11 protein-coding genes and 1 pseudogene are annotated in these 12,451 nt (G+C 69.9%); 6 read left to right on the forward strand and 6 right to left on the reverse strand.

Translation table 11 applies throughout. The features are described 5' to 3' along the window. Window positions 1-9 precede the first annotated feature (9 nt). The gene (locus tag FB381_RS06915; RefSeq protein ID WP_141779612.1) at window positions 10-972 is read left to right on the forward strand and encodes an EamA family transporter; all 963 of its coding nucleotides are present in this window, start codon (window positions 10-12) and stop codon (window positions 970-972) included. 81 nt (window positions 973-1,053) lie between these two features. Here the strand turns inward: FB381_RS06915 and FB381_RS06920 are convergent, their stop codons facing one another. The 4 genes from FB381_RS06920 to mce form a co-directional block, all read right to left on the reverse strand. Then, window positions 1,054-2,271, reverse strand: coding sequence for an AI-2E family transporter (locus FB381_RS06920; protein WP_141779613.1), 1,218 nt, complete (start codon window positions 2,269-2,271; stop codon window positions 1,054-1,056). Continuing rightward, a complete protein-coding gene (locus tag FB381_RS06925) occupies window positions 2,268-3,626 on the reverse strand; it encodes a coiled-coil domain-containing protein (RefSeq protein ID WP_141779614.1) in 1,359 nt (452 codons plus the stop codon). Before FB381_RS06925 ends, FB381_RS06920 begins: the two co-directional genes overlap by 4 nt. Before the next feature lie 145 nt (window positions 3,627-3,771). Then, entirely contained in the window at window positions 3,772-5,112 is a 1,341-nt protein-coding gene (gene ccrA / locus FB381_RS06930; protein ID WP_141779615.1) for a crotonyl-CoA carboxylase/reductase, read from the reverse strand. Between the two features lie 188 nt (window positions 5,113-5,300). Beyond that, window positions 5,301-5,750: a methylmalonyl-CoA epimerase gene (gene mce, locus FB381_RS06935; RefSeq protein WP_141779616.1), complete on the reverse strand. Its 450-nt coding sequence runs from the start codon at window positions 5,748-5,750 to the stop codon at window positions 5,301-5,303. Window positions 5,751-5,893: 143 nt separating this feature from the next. On the opposite strand from mce, the gene FB381_RS06940 reads away from it, so the two are divergent. The 4 genes from FB381_RS06940 (at window position 5,894) to FB381_RS06955 (ending at window position 9,807) form a co-directional block, all read left to right on the forward strand. Next, on the forward strand, window positions 5,894-7,084 hold the full coding sequence (locus tag FB381_RS06940; protein ID WP_141779617.1) for an acetyl-CoA C-acetyltransferase: 1,191 nt from the start codon (window positions 5,894-5,896) through the stop codon (window positions 7,082-7,084). A 1-nt stretch (window position 7,085) separates the two neighbouring features. Continuing rightward, window positions 7,086-8,039: a methylmalonyl Co-A mutase-associated GTPase MeaB gene (meaB, locus tag FB381_RS06945; protein WP_141779618.1), complete on the forward strand. Its 954-nt coding sequence runs from the start codon at window positions 7,086-7,088 to the stop codon at window positions 8,037-8,039. Window positions 8,040-8,272: 233 nt separating this feature from the next. Beyond that, on the forward strand, window positions 8,273-8,779 hold the full coding sequence (locus FB381_RS06950; RefSeq protein ID WP_141779619.1) for a PH domain-containing protein: 507 nt from the start codon (window positions 8,273-8,275) through the stop codon (window positions 8,777-8,779). Window positions 8,780-8,844: 65 nt separating this feature from the next. Continuing rightward, entirely contained in the window at window positions 8,845-9,807 is a 963-nt protein-coding gene (locus FB381_RS06955; RefSeq protein WP_141779620.1) for a co-chaperone YbbN, read from the forward strand. On the opposite strand, the gene FB381_RS06960 is transcribed toward FB381_RS06955, so the two are convergent. Then, window positions 9,780-10,733: a LysR family transcriptional regulator gene (locus FB381_RS06960; RefSeq protein ID WP_141779621.1), complete on the reverse strand. Its 954-nt coding sequence runs from the start codon at window positions 10,731-10,733 to the stop codon at window positions 9,780-9,782. The two genes, FB381_RS06955 and FB381_RS06960, sit on opposite strands and share 28 nt — an antisense overlap. A gap of 46 nt (window positions 10,734-10,779) precedes the next feature. Between FB381_RS06960 and FB381_RS06965 the strand changes: the two are divergent. Continuing rightward, window positions 10,780-11,643, forward strand: a pseudogene (locus tag FB381_RS06965) (EamA family transporter); the annotation flags it as partial. A gap of 24 nt (window positions 11,644-11,667) precedes the next feature. Here FB381_RS06965 and FB381_RS06970 read toward each other — a convergent pair. After that, the gene (locus tag FB381_RS06970; protein ID WP_211352342.1) at window positions 11,668-12,411 is read right to left on the reverse strand and encodes an NUDIX domain-containing protein; all 744 of its coding nucleotides are present in this window, start codon (window positions 12,409-12,411) and stop codon (window positions 11,668-11,670) included. Between the last annotated feature and the right edge of the window lie 40 nt (window positions 12,412-12,451).

Consider the following 12,451-nt stretch of genomic DNA (forward strand, 5'->3'; position numbering starts at 1 on the left):
TCATGTGTCATGGCGACTTTGACCAATGACGACAAGGCTCTGCCGAGCGCGCCGAAGACTCCGCTCGTGGCGGCCGGGCTGCTCGTCGCGGTCGTGTCCGCGGTCACGTTCAGCCTCTCCGGACCGCTGGGTCGCGGGCTGTTCGACACCGGCTGGTCGACGGGCGGCGTGCTGATCTTCCGGGTCGGCATCGGCGCCGTCGTGCTGGCCCCCTTCGCGGTGCGCCAGCTCGCCGGGAGGTGGCGCACCGTGGTCGCGAGCTGGCGTGCTGTCGTGGCGTACGCCCTGCTGGCGATCGTGGTGCCGCAGTTCGCGTTCTTCTCGGCGGTGCAGTGGATGGCCGTCGGGCCGGCCCTGCTCGTGGAGTACATGGGCGTCGTGCTCGTGGTCGCCTGGATGTGGGCGCGGCACGGCGAGCGGCCCTCGCGGCTGACGATGGCGGGAGCGCTGGTCGCGATCGCCGGGCTCGTGCTCGTGCTCGACCTGGTCAGCGGGGCCGACGTCGACCCGATCGGCATCCTGTGGGCCTCGGGCGCCGCGGTGGGGCTGGCCGGTTACTTCGTGCTCAACGCCCACTCGGCCACGACCATGCCGCCGCTCCCGATGGCCTGGCTGGGCCTGAGCGCCGCGACGGTGCTGCTCGGCGTGCTCTGCCTGGTGGGGGCGATCCCGTTCGCGATGGCGACCGCGCCGGCGGTGCTGGCGGGCTGGGAGGTCGCCTGGTGGGTGCCGTTGATCGGTCTGGGTGTGCTGACCTGCTCGGTGGCGTACGCGACCGGCATCGCCGCTTCGCGCAGGCTGGGCTCGCGCCTCTCGTCGTTCGTCGGCCTCCTGGAGGTCGTCTCCGCGGTCGTCTTCGCCTGGCTCCTGCTCGGAGAGGCGCCGGCTCCGATCCAGATCGTCGGCGGTCTGGTCGTGCTGGCCGGCATCATCGCGGTGCGACAGGGCGAGCGGGCGACCCGCGTCGGGTGACGACAGACGCCGGGTGAAAGAGAAGGAGCGCGGTGCACCTCGCAGGTGCACCGCGCTCCTTCTCGCAGCGATCAGGAGCGGCTAACGCTCGTCTTGAGCCCTGACGAAGACCTCGCGCACGAGCATCAGGACGGCAGCGGCCGCCGGGATCGCCAGCAGGGCGCCGACGACACCGAGCAGCGAGGCGCCGATGAGGGCCGCGATCACGGTGATGACACCCGGGATGTCGACGGCCCGGGACATGACCCGTGGGTAGACGACGTAGTTCTCGAACTGCTGGTAGGCGATGTAGAAGACCACCGCGATGATGCCGGTCTTCAGGTCGGTCGTCGCGAACGTGATCGCGCACACGATGGCCGCACCGATCGTGGCACCGATCATCGGGATCACGTCGGTGATCATGACGACGAAGGCCAGCGCGACGGCGTACTCGCCCATCCCGATGGCGAAGAGCAGCGCCAGGGTCGACAGGCCGGCACACAGGGCCACGACGAAGGCCCCGGAGACGTAGCCACCGATGCCGTCGAAGATCCGGTCGCCGAGCTTGGTCACCCGGTCGCGGCGCGATGCCGGGGCCAGCCGGTAGATGGCGTGCTTCGTCTTCTCGTAGGAGGCGATGAAGTAGAGCGTCAGCACGGTGACGACGAACGCGGTCACGAGCACGTTGAGCACCGCGAGACCGACGCCGAGAGCCCCGCCGAAGACGGTGCTGACGAAGTTGCCGCTGGCGACGTACTCCTGCACCTTGTCGAGGATCTGGTATTCGTCGTTGAGCTGCTGGACGCGCTGGTTGCGCTGGAGCTCGGCGACCCAATCGGGCACGTTGGCGGAGATCTTGGCGACCTGGTCGCTGATCACCGGGACCAGCGCGACGAAGAAGAGCGCGAGCGCGCCCAGCACGCCGAGGATGACCGTCAGCACGGCCCACGGACGGCGGAACCCACGCTTCTGCAGGAACACCACCATCGGGTTGATCCCCGAGGCGAGGAAGAGCGCGACCACGATCTGGAGGATCACGCTCCCCATCGTGATCAGCAGGTTGCCGGCAGCGTACGCCGTCAGCAGGCCGAGGCCGAGGAGCAGCCCGAACAGGTAGGGAGCGTTGCGGTCGAAGGGCGGTCCGGGCTTGCCGAAGCGTCGATCGTGCTCGCGCTTCTCGTCGGCGTCGGCGTCGGCGTCGGCCGCCGCGTCGGCGTCGGCTTCGCTGCCGGCCTGTGTGGTCTCGTCGTCGGCTTCCGACTTCGTGGAGACGGCCTCGTGCGGACCGTCGTCGGGACGGTCCGCAGGAGCGGCGTTCACCGGCCCTCGGACTTCACAGTCTCGGGCTCGCGGATGGCCGTCTTCTCGGACGGCTCGTCGAGCTCGGAGTCGAAGTCGTCATCGTCGAAGTCGTCCTCGGAGTCGACCAGGCTGACGCCCTCGTCGGCCGGCTCGGGGATGAGCTCACCGTCGACGATGTCTTCCTCGTCGTCGGCAGCCTTCGGCGCCTCGAGCTCTGCCGGGTCGTCGTTCTTGCCGAAGCCGGAGACCAGGTCGGTGAGCGAGGAGAGCTGAGCGGCGATCGCGTCGCGGCGCTTGGTGAGGCGGTCGACCTCGGCCTTGATGATCGCGTGGCCCTTCTCGGCCTCGACGTTGGCGGTGGAGGCGAGGTGGTCGGCCTCGGCGCGGGCCTTGGACAGGATCGCGTCGGCGTCGCGGCGGGCCCGAGCGATGAGGCCCTCGGACTCCTTCTCCAGCTCGGCACGCTGGTCGGCGACGTGCTGACCGGCGACCCGGGCGCGCTCCTCGGCGTCGGCCGCGCGGGTCTCGCCCTCGGTCACGATGCGAGCCGTCTCGGCCATCGCCTGGTCATGGTGGTCCGCCGCCTCGCGGGCGAGACGCTCACGCTCGACGGCGAGCATCCGGCGGGCCTCCTGGACCTCGCGGTCGGCACCGGCGCGGGCCTTCTCGACCTCACGCTGGGTCGACGTACGCAGCTGGGTGACCTCCTGCTGCACGCCGAGGCGGATCTGGTCGGCCTCGCGCTTGGCGGCGGCGAGCAGGTCGTCGCTCTCGGACTGGACCATGGTGCGGGCCTGCTGGACCTCGGCCATGACCTTCTCGCGGTGGTCGTCGATCTCCTTGTACTGCGAGGAGCGCAGCGACTCGATGTCGCGCTGGGCGGACGCCTTCGCGGCGGCAGCCTCACGCTGCCCAGCCTCGCGGATGACCGCAGCCTCCTTCTCGGCCGACTCCTTGACCGAGAGCGCCTCCTCCTCGGCGAGACGGAGCATGGCGCTCGCGCGACCGCCCAGGGAGGCGTAGGTGGGGGCTTCGTTGCTGGGAGTGGCGGCAGCCTTGAGGTCGGTGACCTGGCGCTCGAGGTCGCCGATGCGCCGCTGAGCGTTGCGCAGGGCCGACTGGCCCTGACCGTTGGCCTGGAGCAGCTGCTGGACCCGCGCGTTGACGGTGCCGGGGTCGTAGCCTCCACGGCGCACGACCGGGAAGGCTGGGAGCGAGCCCGGGGCGGCTGGTGGTGGCGCGTTGTGGGGCGAGTTGGGCGATCCGGAAGCGCCCGGCACTCGGGGAAGGACCTGTGTCTCGGTCGAGTCCTGCTCGGGCTTCTTCCGAGGCTCCGGAGCCTCGTTGAAGATGGACAGTCCTTCATTCGTCATGTGTAGCGGATTCCTCACCTGTAGGTCGTCGTCGAGCTGCCTCTGCTCCCAAGGAGCAAGACTACGGCCGGTCGCCTCTCGCGCAAGAGGAGACCGGCCGTGAATCGAGTCTCACAGCATACGAATTTGTTCAGATCTCCACAAGTCAGACACCGCGGAAGAGGTTGATCTTGTCGATGTGAGCCGCACGCTTCTCCTCGTCGAGGACGCCGAGGCCCTCCTCGGGGGAGAGGCAGAGCACGCCGACCTTGCCCTGGTGCTTGTTGTGGTGCACGTCGAGCGAGGCCTGGCCGACGTCGTCGAGCGCGTAGGTGCGCGACAGCGTCGGGTGGATCTTGCCCTGGCTGATGAGGCGGTTGGCCTCCCACGACTCGCGGTAGTTGGCGAAGTGGCTGGAGATGATCTTCTTCAGGTTCATCCACAGGTAGCGGTTGTCGTACTCGTGCATGTAGCCGGAGGTCGACGCGCAGGTGGTGATGGTGCCGCCCTTGCGGGTGACGAAGACGGAGGCGCCGAAGGTCTCACGGCCGGGGTGCTCGAAGACGATGTCGATGTCCTCGCCGCCGGTGAGCTCACGGATCGCCGCGCCGAAGCGCTTCCACTCCTTCGGGTTCTGCTGGGTGCCCTCTTCGTTCCAGAACTTGGGGGCGAGCTCGGAGCGGTTGATCACCATCTCGGCGCCCATGTTGCGCACGATCTGGGCCTTCTCCTCGTTGGAGACGACACAGACCGGGTTGGCGCCGCCGTTGAGGGCGTACTGGGTGGCGAAGCCGCCGAGGCCGCCGGAGGCGCCCCAGATCAGCACGTTGTCGCCCTGCTTCATGTTGCCGCCGTTGGTGGAGACGAGCTGGCGGTAGGCGGTCGAGTTGACCAGGCCGGGGGAGGCGGCCTCTTCCCAGGTGAGGTGCTCGGGCTTGGGCATCAGCTGGTTGGCCTTGACCATCGCGACGTCGGCCAGGCCACCGAAGTTGGTCTCGAAGCCCCAGATGCGCTGGGACGGGTCCATCATCGTGTCGTTGTGACCGTCGGGGGCCTCGAGCTCGACCGAGAGGCAGTGCGCGACGACGCGGTCGCCCGGCTTCCACTTGGTCACGCCCGCACCGGTCGCGAGCACGACGCCGGAGAGGTCGGAGCCGACGACGTGGTAGTCGAGGTTGTGGCGGGCGCCGAGGTCGGACTCCTTGCCGTAGCGCTCGAGGAACCCGAAGGTGGAGACCGGCTCGAAGATCGAGGTCCACACGGTGTTGTAGTTGATCGCCGAGGCCATGACGGCGACGATCGCCTCGCCGGGGCCGAGCTCGGGGAGCGCGACGTCCTCCACGTGGAGGGACTTGCGCGGGTCCTTCTCCTTGGTCGCGACGCCCTCGAACATGCCGGCCTCGTCCTTGTGGACGGTGGCAGCACGGTAGTGGTCGGGGATCTCGAGGTTCGCGAACTCCTCACCGGGCGTATCGCCGGCGAGGATCGCGTCGAGAATGTTCTTCATGGTCGGCTCCTGCGTGTGCGTAGGGGTCGCGGTTGACTCTAGTTCGCTGGACATTACTGGTGAGTAACCGCATATGCCAGCCACATGTGACCCATGACTCTTGGATCGTTCATGTGTCTCGAGGCTCGGGCGGTAGGGGTCGGCCCTCGGGTAGCTTCGGTTCCGGTGCCCGGGTCCGGTGCCCGGTCTCAGTGGTCGGACTGGGCAGCCGGTTCGACGAGCTCGACCAGCACGCCACCGGCGTCCTTGGGGTGGATGAAGTTGATGCGCGAGTCGGCGGTGCCGCGTCGCGGTGCGTCGTAGAGGAGGCGTACGCCGCGCTCCTTGAGGATCGCCGAGACCTGCTCCACGTCGGTGACGCGGTAGGCCAGCTGCTGCATGCCCGGGCCGTTGCGGTCGAGGAACTTGGCGATGGTGCTGTTCTCGTTGAGCGGGGCGAGCAGCTGCAGCTTGTTGTCGGAGTCGCCGATCGCGATCATCGCCTCCTCGACGCCCTGCTCCTCGTTGGTCTCGCGGTGGGCGAGCTTCATGCCGAAGGTCTTGTCGTAGAAGTCGATCGCCGCGTCGAGGTCGGCGACGGCCAGGCCGACGTGGTCGATCTGGGTGAACAGGTGCGATGGGATGGCAGCGGTTGTCATGGGCCTACTCTCCTGTAGGTCGGGGCAAACGGGCACAATGTGTGATGACAGCCACAGCAAGGCGTGGCCATCGCTCTTCCCACCGAGGTTACTAGTTAGTAACCTCGAGGCAGATCAGCACCACCAACATTCTTGGAGGACCCATGTCCAACGTCATCGTCGCCGGGGCGCGCACGCCGATCGGCCGCCTGCTCGGCGCATTCAAGGGCCTGAGCGCCGCCGACCTCGGTGCCGTCGCCATCAAGGGCGCGCTCGAGAAGTCCGGCGTCGCCGCCGACAAGGTCGACTACCTGATCATGGGCCAGGTGCTCCAGGCGGGCGCCGGCCAGAACCCGGCCCGCACCGCCGGGCTGGCCGCCGGCCTCCCGGCCAGCATCCCGAGCATCACGGTCAACAAGGTCTGTCTCTCCGGCCTCAACGCGATCGCGACCGCCTCGCAGCTGATCACCGCCGGCGAGGCGGAGATCGTCGTCGCGGGTGGCATGGAGTCGATGACCCAGGCCCCGCACCTGCTGCCGAAGTCGCGTGAGGGCTTCAAGTACGGCGACACCGCGCTGGTCGACTCGATGGCCTACGACGCGCTCTACGACCAGGCCACCGCGCAGGCGATGGGTGCCCTGACCGAGGCCGTCAACGCCGACCGCGAGAAGGGTCTCTCGCGTGAGGAGCAGGACGCCTTCGCCGCGCGCTCGCACCAGCTGGCCGCCGCCGCGCAGAAGAACGGCACCTTCGACGACGAGATCGTCCCGGTCTCGATCCCGCAGCGCAAGGGCGACCCGGTCGTCGTCTCCGCCGACGAGGGCGTACGCGGCGACACCACCGTCGAGTCGCTCGGCAAGCTCCGCCCGGCGTTCTCCAAGTCCGGCACGATCACCGCCGGCACCTCCTCGCAGATCTCCGACGGCGCCGCCGCCGTCGTGATCATGAGCAAGGAGAAGGCCGAGGAGCTCGGCCTCGAGTGGCTCGCCGAGATCGGTGCGCACGGCATGGTCGCCGGCCCCGACTCCACGCTGCAGCTGCAGCCGGCCAACGCCACCGCCAAGGCGCTGGAGAAGGAGGGCATCTCCGCCTCCGACCTCGACCTGGTCGAGTTCAACGAGGCCTTCGCCGCCGTCGGCCTCGAGTCGGCGGCCGCCCTCGAGATCCCCGAGGACAAGGTCAACGTCAACGGTGGCGCGATCGCTCTCGGTCACCCGCTGGGCTGTTCCGGCGCCCGCATCGTGCTGGCCCTGGCCCACGAGCTCAAGCGCCGTGGCGGCGGCAACGGTGCGGCCGCGCTCTGCGGCGGTGGCGGTCAGGGTGACGCCCTGATCGTGCGGGTCCCGAAGGCCTGACATCTCTGAGGTAGCAGATCTGGTCGCGCGCGCCCGGGGCGGAGAGCCCCGGGCGGTCGCGCGGCTGGTGTCGTATGTGGAGAACGCCCCCGTCGGCGGGGGAGAGCGGCTCCGTGAGGTGATGGCCGCGCTCGCGCCGCACAGCGGGCATGCCCACATCGTGGGGCTCACCGGTGCGCCCGGGGTCGGGAAGTCGACCACCACCTCGGCGCTGGTGCGCGAGCTGCGCGCCGCGGGGCGCACCGTGGCCGTGCTGGCCGTCGACCCGTCCTCGCCGTTCTCCGGTGGCGCCCTGCTGGGTGACCGGATCCGGATGACCGACCACGCGACCGACCCCGGTGTCTTCATCCGCTCGATGGCCTCGCGCGGTCATCTCGGCGGGTTGGCCTGGTCGGCGCCGCAGGCGCTGCGGGTGCTCGACGCGGCCGGGTTCGACGTGGTGCTGGTCGAGACCGTCGGCGTCGGACAGTCGGAGGTCGAGATCGCCGGGCTGGCCGACACGACCGTCGTGCTGGTCGCGCCCGGCATGGGCGACGGCATCCAGGCGGCGAAGGCCGGCATCCTCGAGATCGGCGACCTCTACGTGGTCAACAAGGCCGATCGGGACGGTGCGAGCAAGGTACGCCGCGATCTGCGCGGGATGCTCCGGCTCTCCGACCGCGCCGAAGGCGCCTGGACCCCGTCGGTCCTCGCCGCTGTCGCACAGTCGGGCAAGGGGATGCCCGAGGTCGTCGGTGCGCTCGACGAGCACCACGCGTGGCTCGAGTCCAGCGGTGCGCTGGCTGCGCGGCGTACGCGTCGGGCACGGGCGGAGGTCGAGGCGATCGCCGTCGAGACCCTGCGTGCCCGCTGGACCCTCGGCTCCACCAGCGACCTCGACGTGCTGGCCGAGAAGGTGGTGAGCGGCGCGCAGGACCCCTACGCCGCCGCCGACGCCCTCCTCGCCGACCACTGATCCCACCCCAGCCGAGACGTCACGCCTGCAGGTCGAGGGGTCACCCCGGCCGGCCGAAGAGTCACTTCTGCAGGTCGAGTTGGCGCTACGGTGCCAACTCGACCTGCACACCTGACGCCTCGGCCTGCACGAGTGACCTTTCGACCTGCAGAAGTGACGTCTCGGCGGGAGTTGTCCCGGCGTACGGCCTGTTCTCTCGACTCCCGCTCGACGGGGTCACTATCGTTGGTCTCGTGAACCTCTTCGGTGTCGATATCTCCAAGCACCTTCTGCGGGACGAAGGTGAGGTCGTCGTGGACGAGGTCACCCATCACTGGGTCTCCTACATCAAGCCGGTGGCCGAGGCGATCCTCGGGCTGGCGCTGATGATCGTGGCGGCGACGATCGATATGAACATCGCCTGGATCCTCGTGCTGGTGGCGTTCGCGCTGGTCGGGCATGCGTTCTGGCGGTCGCTGGTGGTGAGCCGAGACCGGTTCGTGGTCACCAACATGCGCATCTTCCGGGTGCACGGCGTGCTCTCGAGCGAGCTGGCGACCATGCCGCTCGCGCGAGTCCTCGACATCACGGTCAAGCAGTCGTTCACGGGCCAGATCTTCAACTACGGCCACTTCGTCTTCGAGTCGGCCGCGCAGGAGCAGGGGCTCAACGACATCCACTTCGTCGGACGGCCGACCGAGCGTGACCTGACCATCCAGCGCGTCGTCCAGCGAGCAGGTCTTCGCGGCAGCGTCGGTTAAGGGTTGGGCAAGGGTCCGGGTAGGGGCTGGCCGACCGGCTGGTGCGTGCTCCTAGGATTGTCCCTATGACGCAGCAGCCGTTCTCCCGTCCCGGAGCCGTCGACCTCTCCGGCCTCGCCAGCAACAGCCCCGTCCAGGACGCGCCGCCCTTCGGTGCTCCGGGCGCCGGTGCGCCCGCCCAGGGGCGGAGCGCGGGCTCCTACACGGTCGAGGTCGACGAGCAGATCTTCCAGTCGGTGGTCGAGGCGTCGATGACCGCCCCGGTCGTGCTGGTCTTCTACTCGGCCTCGCGTGCCGCTGAGAGCGTCGCCTACTCGCGCGACGTCTCGACGGTCGTGGAGGGCTACGAGGGCCGCTTCCTGGCTGGACTGGTCGACATCGACAAGAACACGCAGATCGCACAGGCGCTCCAGGTCGCCCAGGTGCCGGTCGTCTACATCCTCATCGACGGTCGCCCGGCCACCCAGCCGATCCCGGGCGTGCTCAACGTCGAGGAGCTGCGTACGGTCTTCCAGCAGCTCGGCCAGCAGCTCACCGCCCAAGGGATCGGCGGGCGGCACAAGCCCAACGCCATCGGTGGCGGCGCCGCGGCCGAGGAGGGTGAGGAGCAGCAGCTCGACCCGCGCTACGCGCCGGCGCAGGACGCGCTCGAGCGCGGCGACATCGACGCGGCGGTGGCCGAGTACGAGAAGCTGATCGCCTCCAACCCGGCCGACACCGAGGCTGTCGCCGGGCTGGCGATGGCCAAGGTCCTGCAGCGTACGCAGGGGGTCGACCTCAACGCGGCCCGCGCCGCCGCAGCCGACGCCCCCGACGACATCGAGGCACAGACCCTCGTCGCCGACCTCGACCTGCTCGGCGGCCACGTGGAGGACTCGTTCCTCCGGCTGATCGACCTGGTGCGGCGTACGTCGGGCGACGAGCGCAACCAGGCTCGCCAGCACCTCCTCGGGCTCTTCGCCGCCGTGGGCAACGACGACGAGCGCGTGCTCAAGGGCCGTCAGTCGCTGGCCTCCGCGCTCTTCTGAGGGCCGTTCCGCCCAGAGCCGCTCCGCCCAGGGTCGTGCTGCCCGGCGAGGGCCGCCAGCACTGTGGTGACCGCCGGTGAGGCGCCCATCGTGCGGCGGTGCACCGCCAGGATCGCGCGGGTGGGCACCGGGTCGACGACGCGCACCGCGACGAGATCCACGCCCAGCTCGGCCCGTCCCATCCGAGGGATGAGGGCGATGCCGAGGCCTGCCCGCACGAGCGCGAGGTGGCTGTCGAACTCCATCGAGACGTGCGCGATCTGGGGGAGATGGCCGGTGCCGGCGTACATCCGGTTCAGCCACTGGTGACAGATCGTGCCTTCCGGGGTGGCGATCCAGCTCTCGCCGACGAGGTCGTGCGGGGTCACCTTGGCCAGCTGGGCCAGCGGATGGTCGCGATGGACGATCATGTCGGCGACATCGCGGTGGAGCTCGGTGGTGACGAGGTGATCGGGGATCGAGAGAGGCACGTCGCCCCAGGAGTGCACCACGCCGATCTCGCTGTGACCGGTGGCGACCAGGTCGACGGTGTCCCAGGGCTCTCGCTCGGAGAGGGTCAGGGCGAGCCCGGGGTGGGCCGCGAGCAGGTCGCGCGCGACCGGGGCGATCAGCCCACGCATCGCGGTGGAGAAGGCGGTCAGCCGCAGCCGACCCGCGACGGTCGTGGCCTGCTCGTGCAGCCCCGACTCCAGCGCCTCCATGTCGGCGAGGAGCCTCGAGCCCTCGTCGACCAGGTGTCTGCCGGCATGCGTGAGCATCACGCCCCGGCCGACCCGCTCCAGCAGCGGTAGGCCGACCTGTCGCTCGAGGCGTTTGACCTGCTGGGAGACGGCGCTGGGGGTGAAGCCCAGCGCATCGGCGGCCTCGACCACCGAGCCGTGGGCGTCGACCGCGCGGAGCGCGACCATCGAGGTGAGGTCGATCATGAAGCAATGCTACGTCGTTTGGTGAAGATTCATTCGCTGGTGCTACATGGTCGTGGCCGTCATCCTGGTGGACGTGAACCGTCGTGACTCGTTGCTCGCCGTGCTCGTCGCCGTCCTGTGGGGCTTCAACTTCGTGGCTATCGACTGGGGCCTCGCCCCGCGCGAGGGGCAGTCGGTGCCGCCTCTGCTCCTGGTCGCCGTGCGCTTCTTCCTCGTCGCCTTCCCGGCGGTGTTCCTGCTGCCGCGGCCCAAGGCGCCGTGGCGGGTGATCGTGGCGGTCGGGGCGTTCATGAGCCTGGGGCAGTTCGGGCTGCTCTACACCAGCATGGCCGTCGGGATGCCGCCCGGGCTCGCCGGCCTCGTGCTCCAGGCGCAGGTCGTGCTCACCATCGTGATCGCCGCCGGAGTGCTCCGCGAGCGGCCGAGCACGGTGCAGGTCGTCGGTGTGCTCGCGGGGGCGCTCGGGCTGCTCGTCGTCGCGCTCGGCCGAGGTGGGCACGTGCCCCTCGGTTCGCTCCTGCTCTGCCTGCTGGCCGCGCTGTCGTGGGCGGTGGGCAACGTGGTCTCGCGGGCCGCGAAGGTGCCCGGCGGGCTCGCGCTGACGGTGTGGTCGGCGCTCGTCGTGCCCGTGCCGCTGCTGGCGCTCTCGCTGGTGATCGACGGGCCCGGCGGCGTACGCGACGGGGTGGCGGCCTTCGGCTGGGAGGCACTGGCCTCGACGGCCTACACCGTCGTGCTGGCCTCGTTCGTCGGCTACGGGATCTTCAACTCGCTGCTCGCCCGGCACCCGGCCTCGTCGGTGGTGCCGTGGATCCTGCTGGTGCCGCCGGTCGCGATCGGCTCCGCGTGGTTGCTGCTCGGCGAGACACCGAGCGTCGGCGAGCTCGCCGGGGGAGCGCTGCTGGTGCTCGGCGCCCTCGTCGCGCAGGGAGTGCTACGCGCGCCCCGACTCGGTGTATCCCGGGCCGCCGTCCAGGGCGGCGAGAGCGGCCTCGACCCGGCGCGCGGTGAAGTCGGCGGCCCGCTCGCGCACCTCGTCGATGGTGCAGAACGCCACTGAGCGGATCTCGCGGGGCTGGAGGGTGGTCCGCTCCAGGATCGAGGGCGGGTGCACGCCACCGTCGAAGACCAGGCAGACGGCGTCGTCCCAGCCGCCCCACGGCGGCAGCCAGTCGGTGAGGAGCAGGTTGTCGGCGGGGATCTCGAGGTCGAGCTCCTCCTCGATCTCGCGGCTCGTGGCTAGTCGCGGTGACTCGCCGACCTCCACGATGCCGCCGGGCAGGTCCCAGTCCTTCTTGTAGGTCAGCTGGCACATCAGCACCCGGCCGTCGGGATCGCGCACCAGCATCTGACCGATCGCGCGCTTGCGCGGGAGGAACGAGTTGAGCAGCGCCCGGAAGCCCTCGGGTGCCTCCACCGGCGCATCGCTCGCGACCCGCGCGTAGAGCATCCGGTCGTCGCCACCCGCCACGCCCCGCAGCAGCCCCTCGCGGTGGAGCCCCGACCAGGTCGCGGTGCGCTGCTCGAGCGGTTGGCCGGGGTCGACCAGGGCCTCGACACGATGATGGGTCAGCAGAGCGGCGGCCACCTCGCGGCGTACGACATCGACGGCCTCGCCCGCGGCCCACTCGATCCGGGCAACGCCCTCCGACACGGTCGTCGTCTCTGGCTCGTTCACGCGACCACCTCCGTAGCGCAAGCGCCAGAGTACGGACGCG

This window comes from Nocardioides albertanoniae (genome assembly GCF_006716315.1).
GTDB lineage: Bacteria > Actinomycetota > Actinomycetes > Propionibacteriales > Nocardioidaceae > Nocardioides > Nocardioides albertanoniae.

Bases quoted from the DNA above. Each gene is read 5' to 3' on its own strand.
- FB381_RS06915 (WP_141779612.1), top strand. From the start codon at position 10: ATGGCGACTTTGACCAATGACGACAAGGCTCTGCCGAGCGCGCCGAAG.
- FB381_RS06925 (WP_141779614.1), bottom strand. From the start codon at position 3,626: ATGACGAATGAAGGACTGTCCATCTTCAACGAGGCTCCGGAGCCTCGG.
- ccrA (WP_141779615.1), bottom strand. From the start codon at position 5,112: ATGAAGAACATTCTCGACGCGATCCTCGCCGGCGATACGCCCGGTGAG.
- mce (WP_141779616.1), bottom strand. From the start codon at position 5,750: ATGACAACCGCTGCCATCCCATCGCACCTGTTCACCCAGATCGACCAC.
- FB381_RS06940 (WP_141779617.1), top strand. From the start codon at position 5,894: ATGTCCAACGTCATCGTCGCCGGGGCGCGCACGCCGATCGGCCGCCTG.
- FB381_RS06955 (WP_141779620.1), top strand. From the start codon at position 8,845: ATGACGCAGCAGCCGTTCTCCCGTCCCGGAGCCGTCGACCTCTCCGGC.
- FB381_RS06960 (WP_141779621.1), bottom strand. From the start codon at position 10,733: ATGATCGACCTCACCTCGATGGTCGCGCTCCGCGCGGTCGACGCCCAC.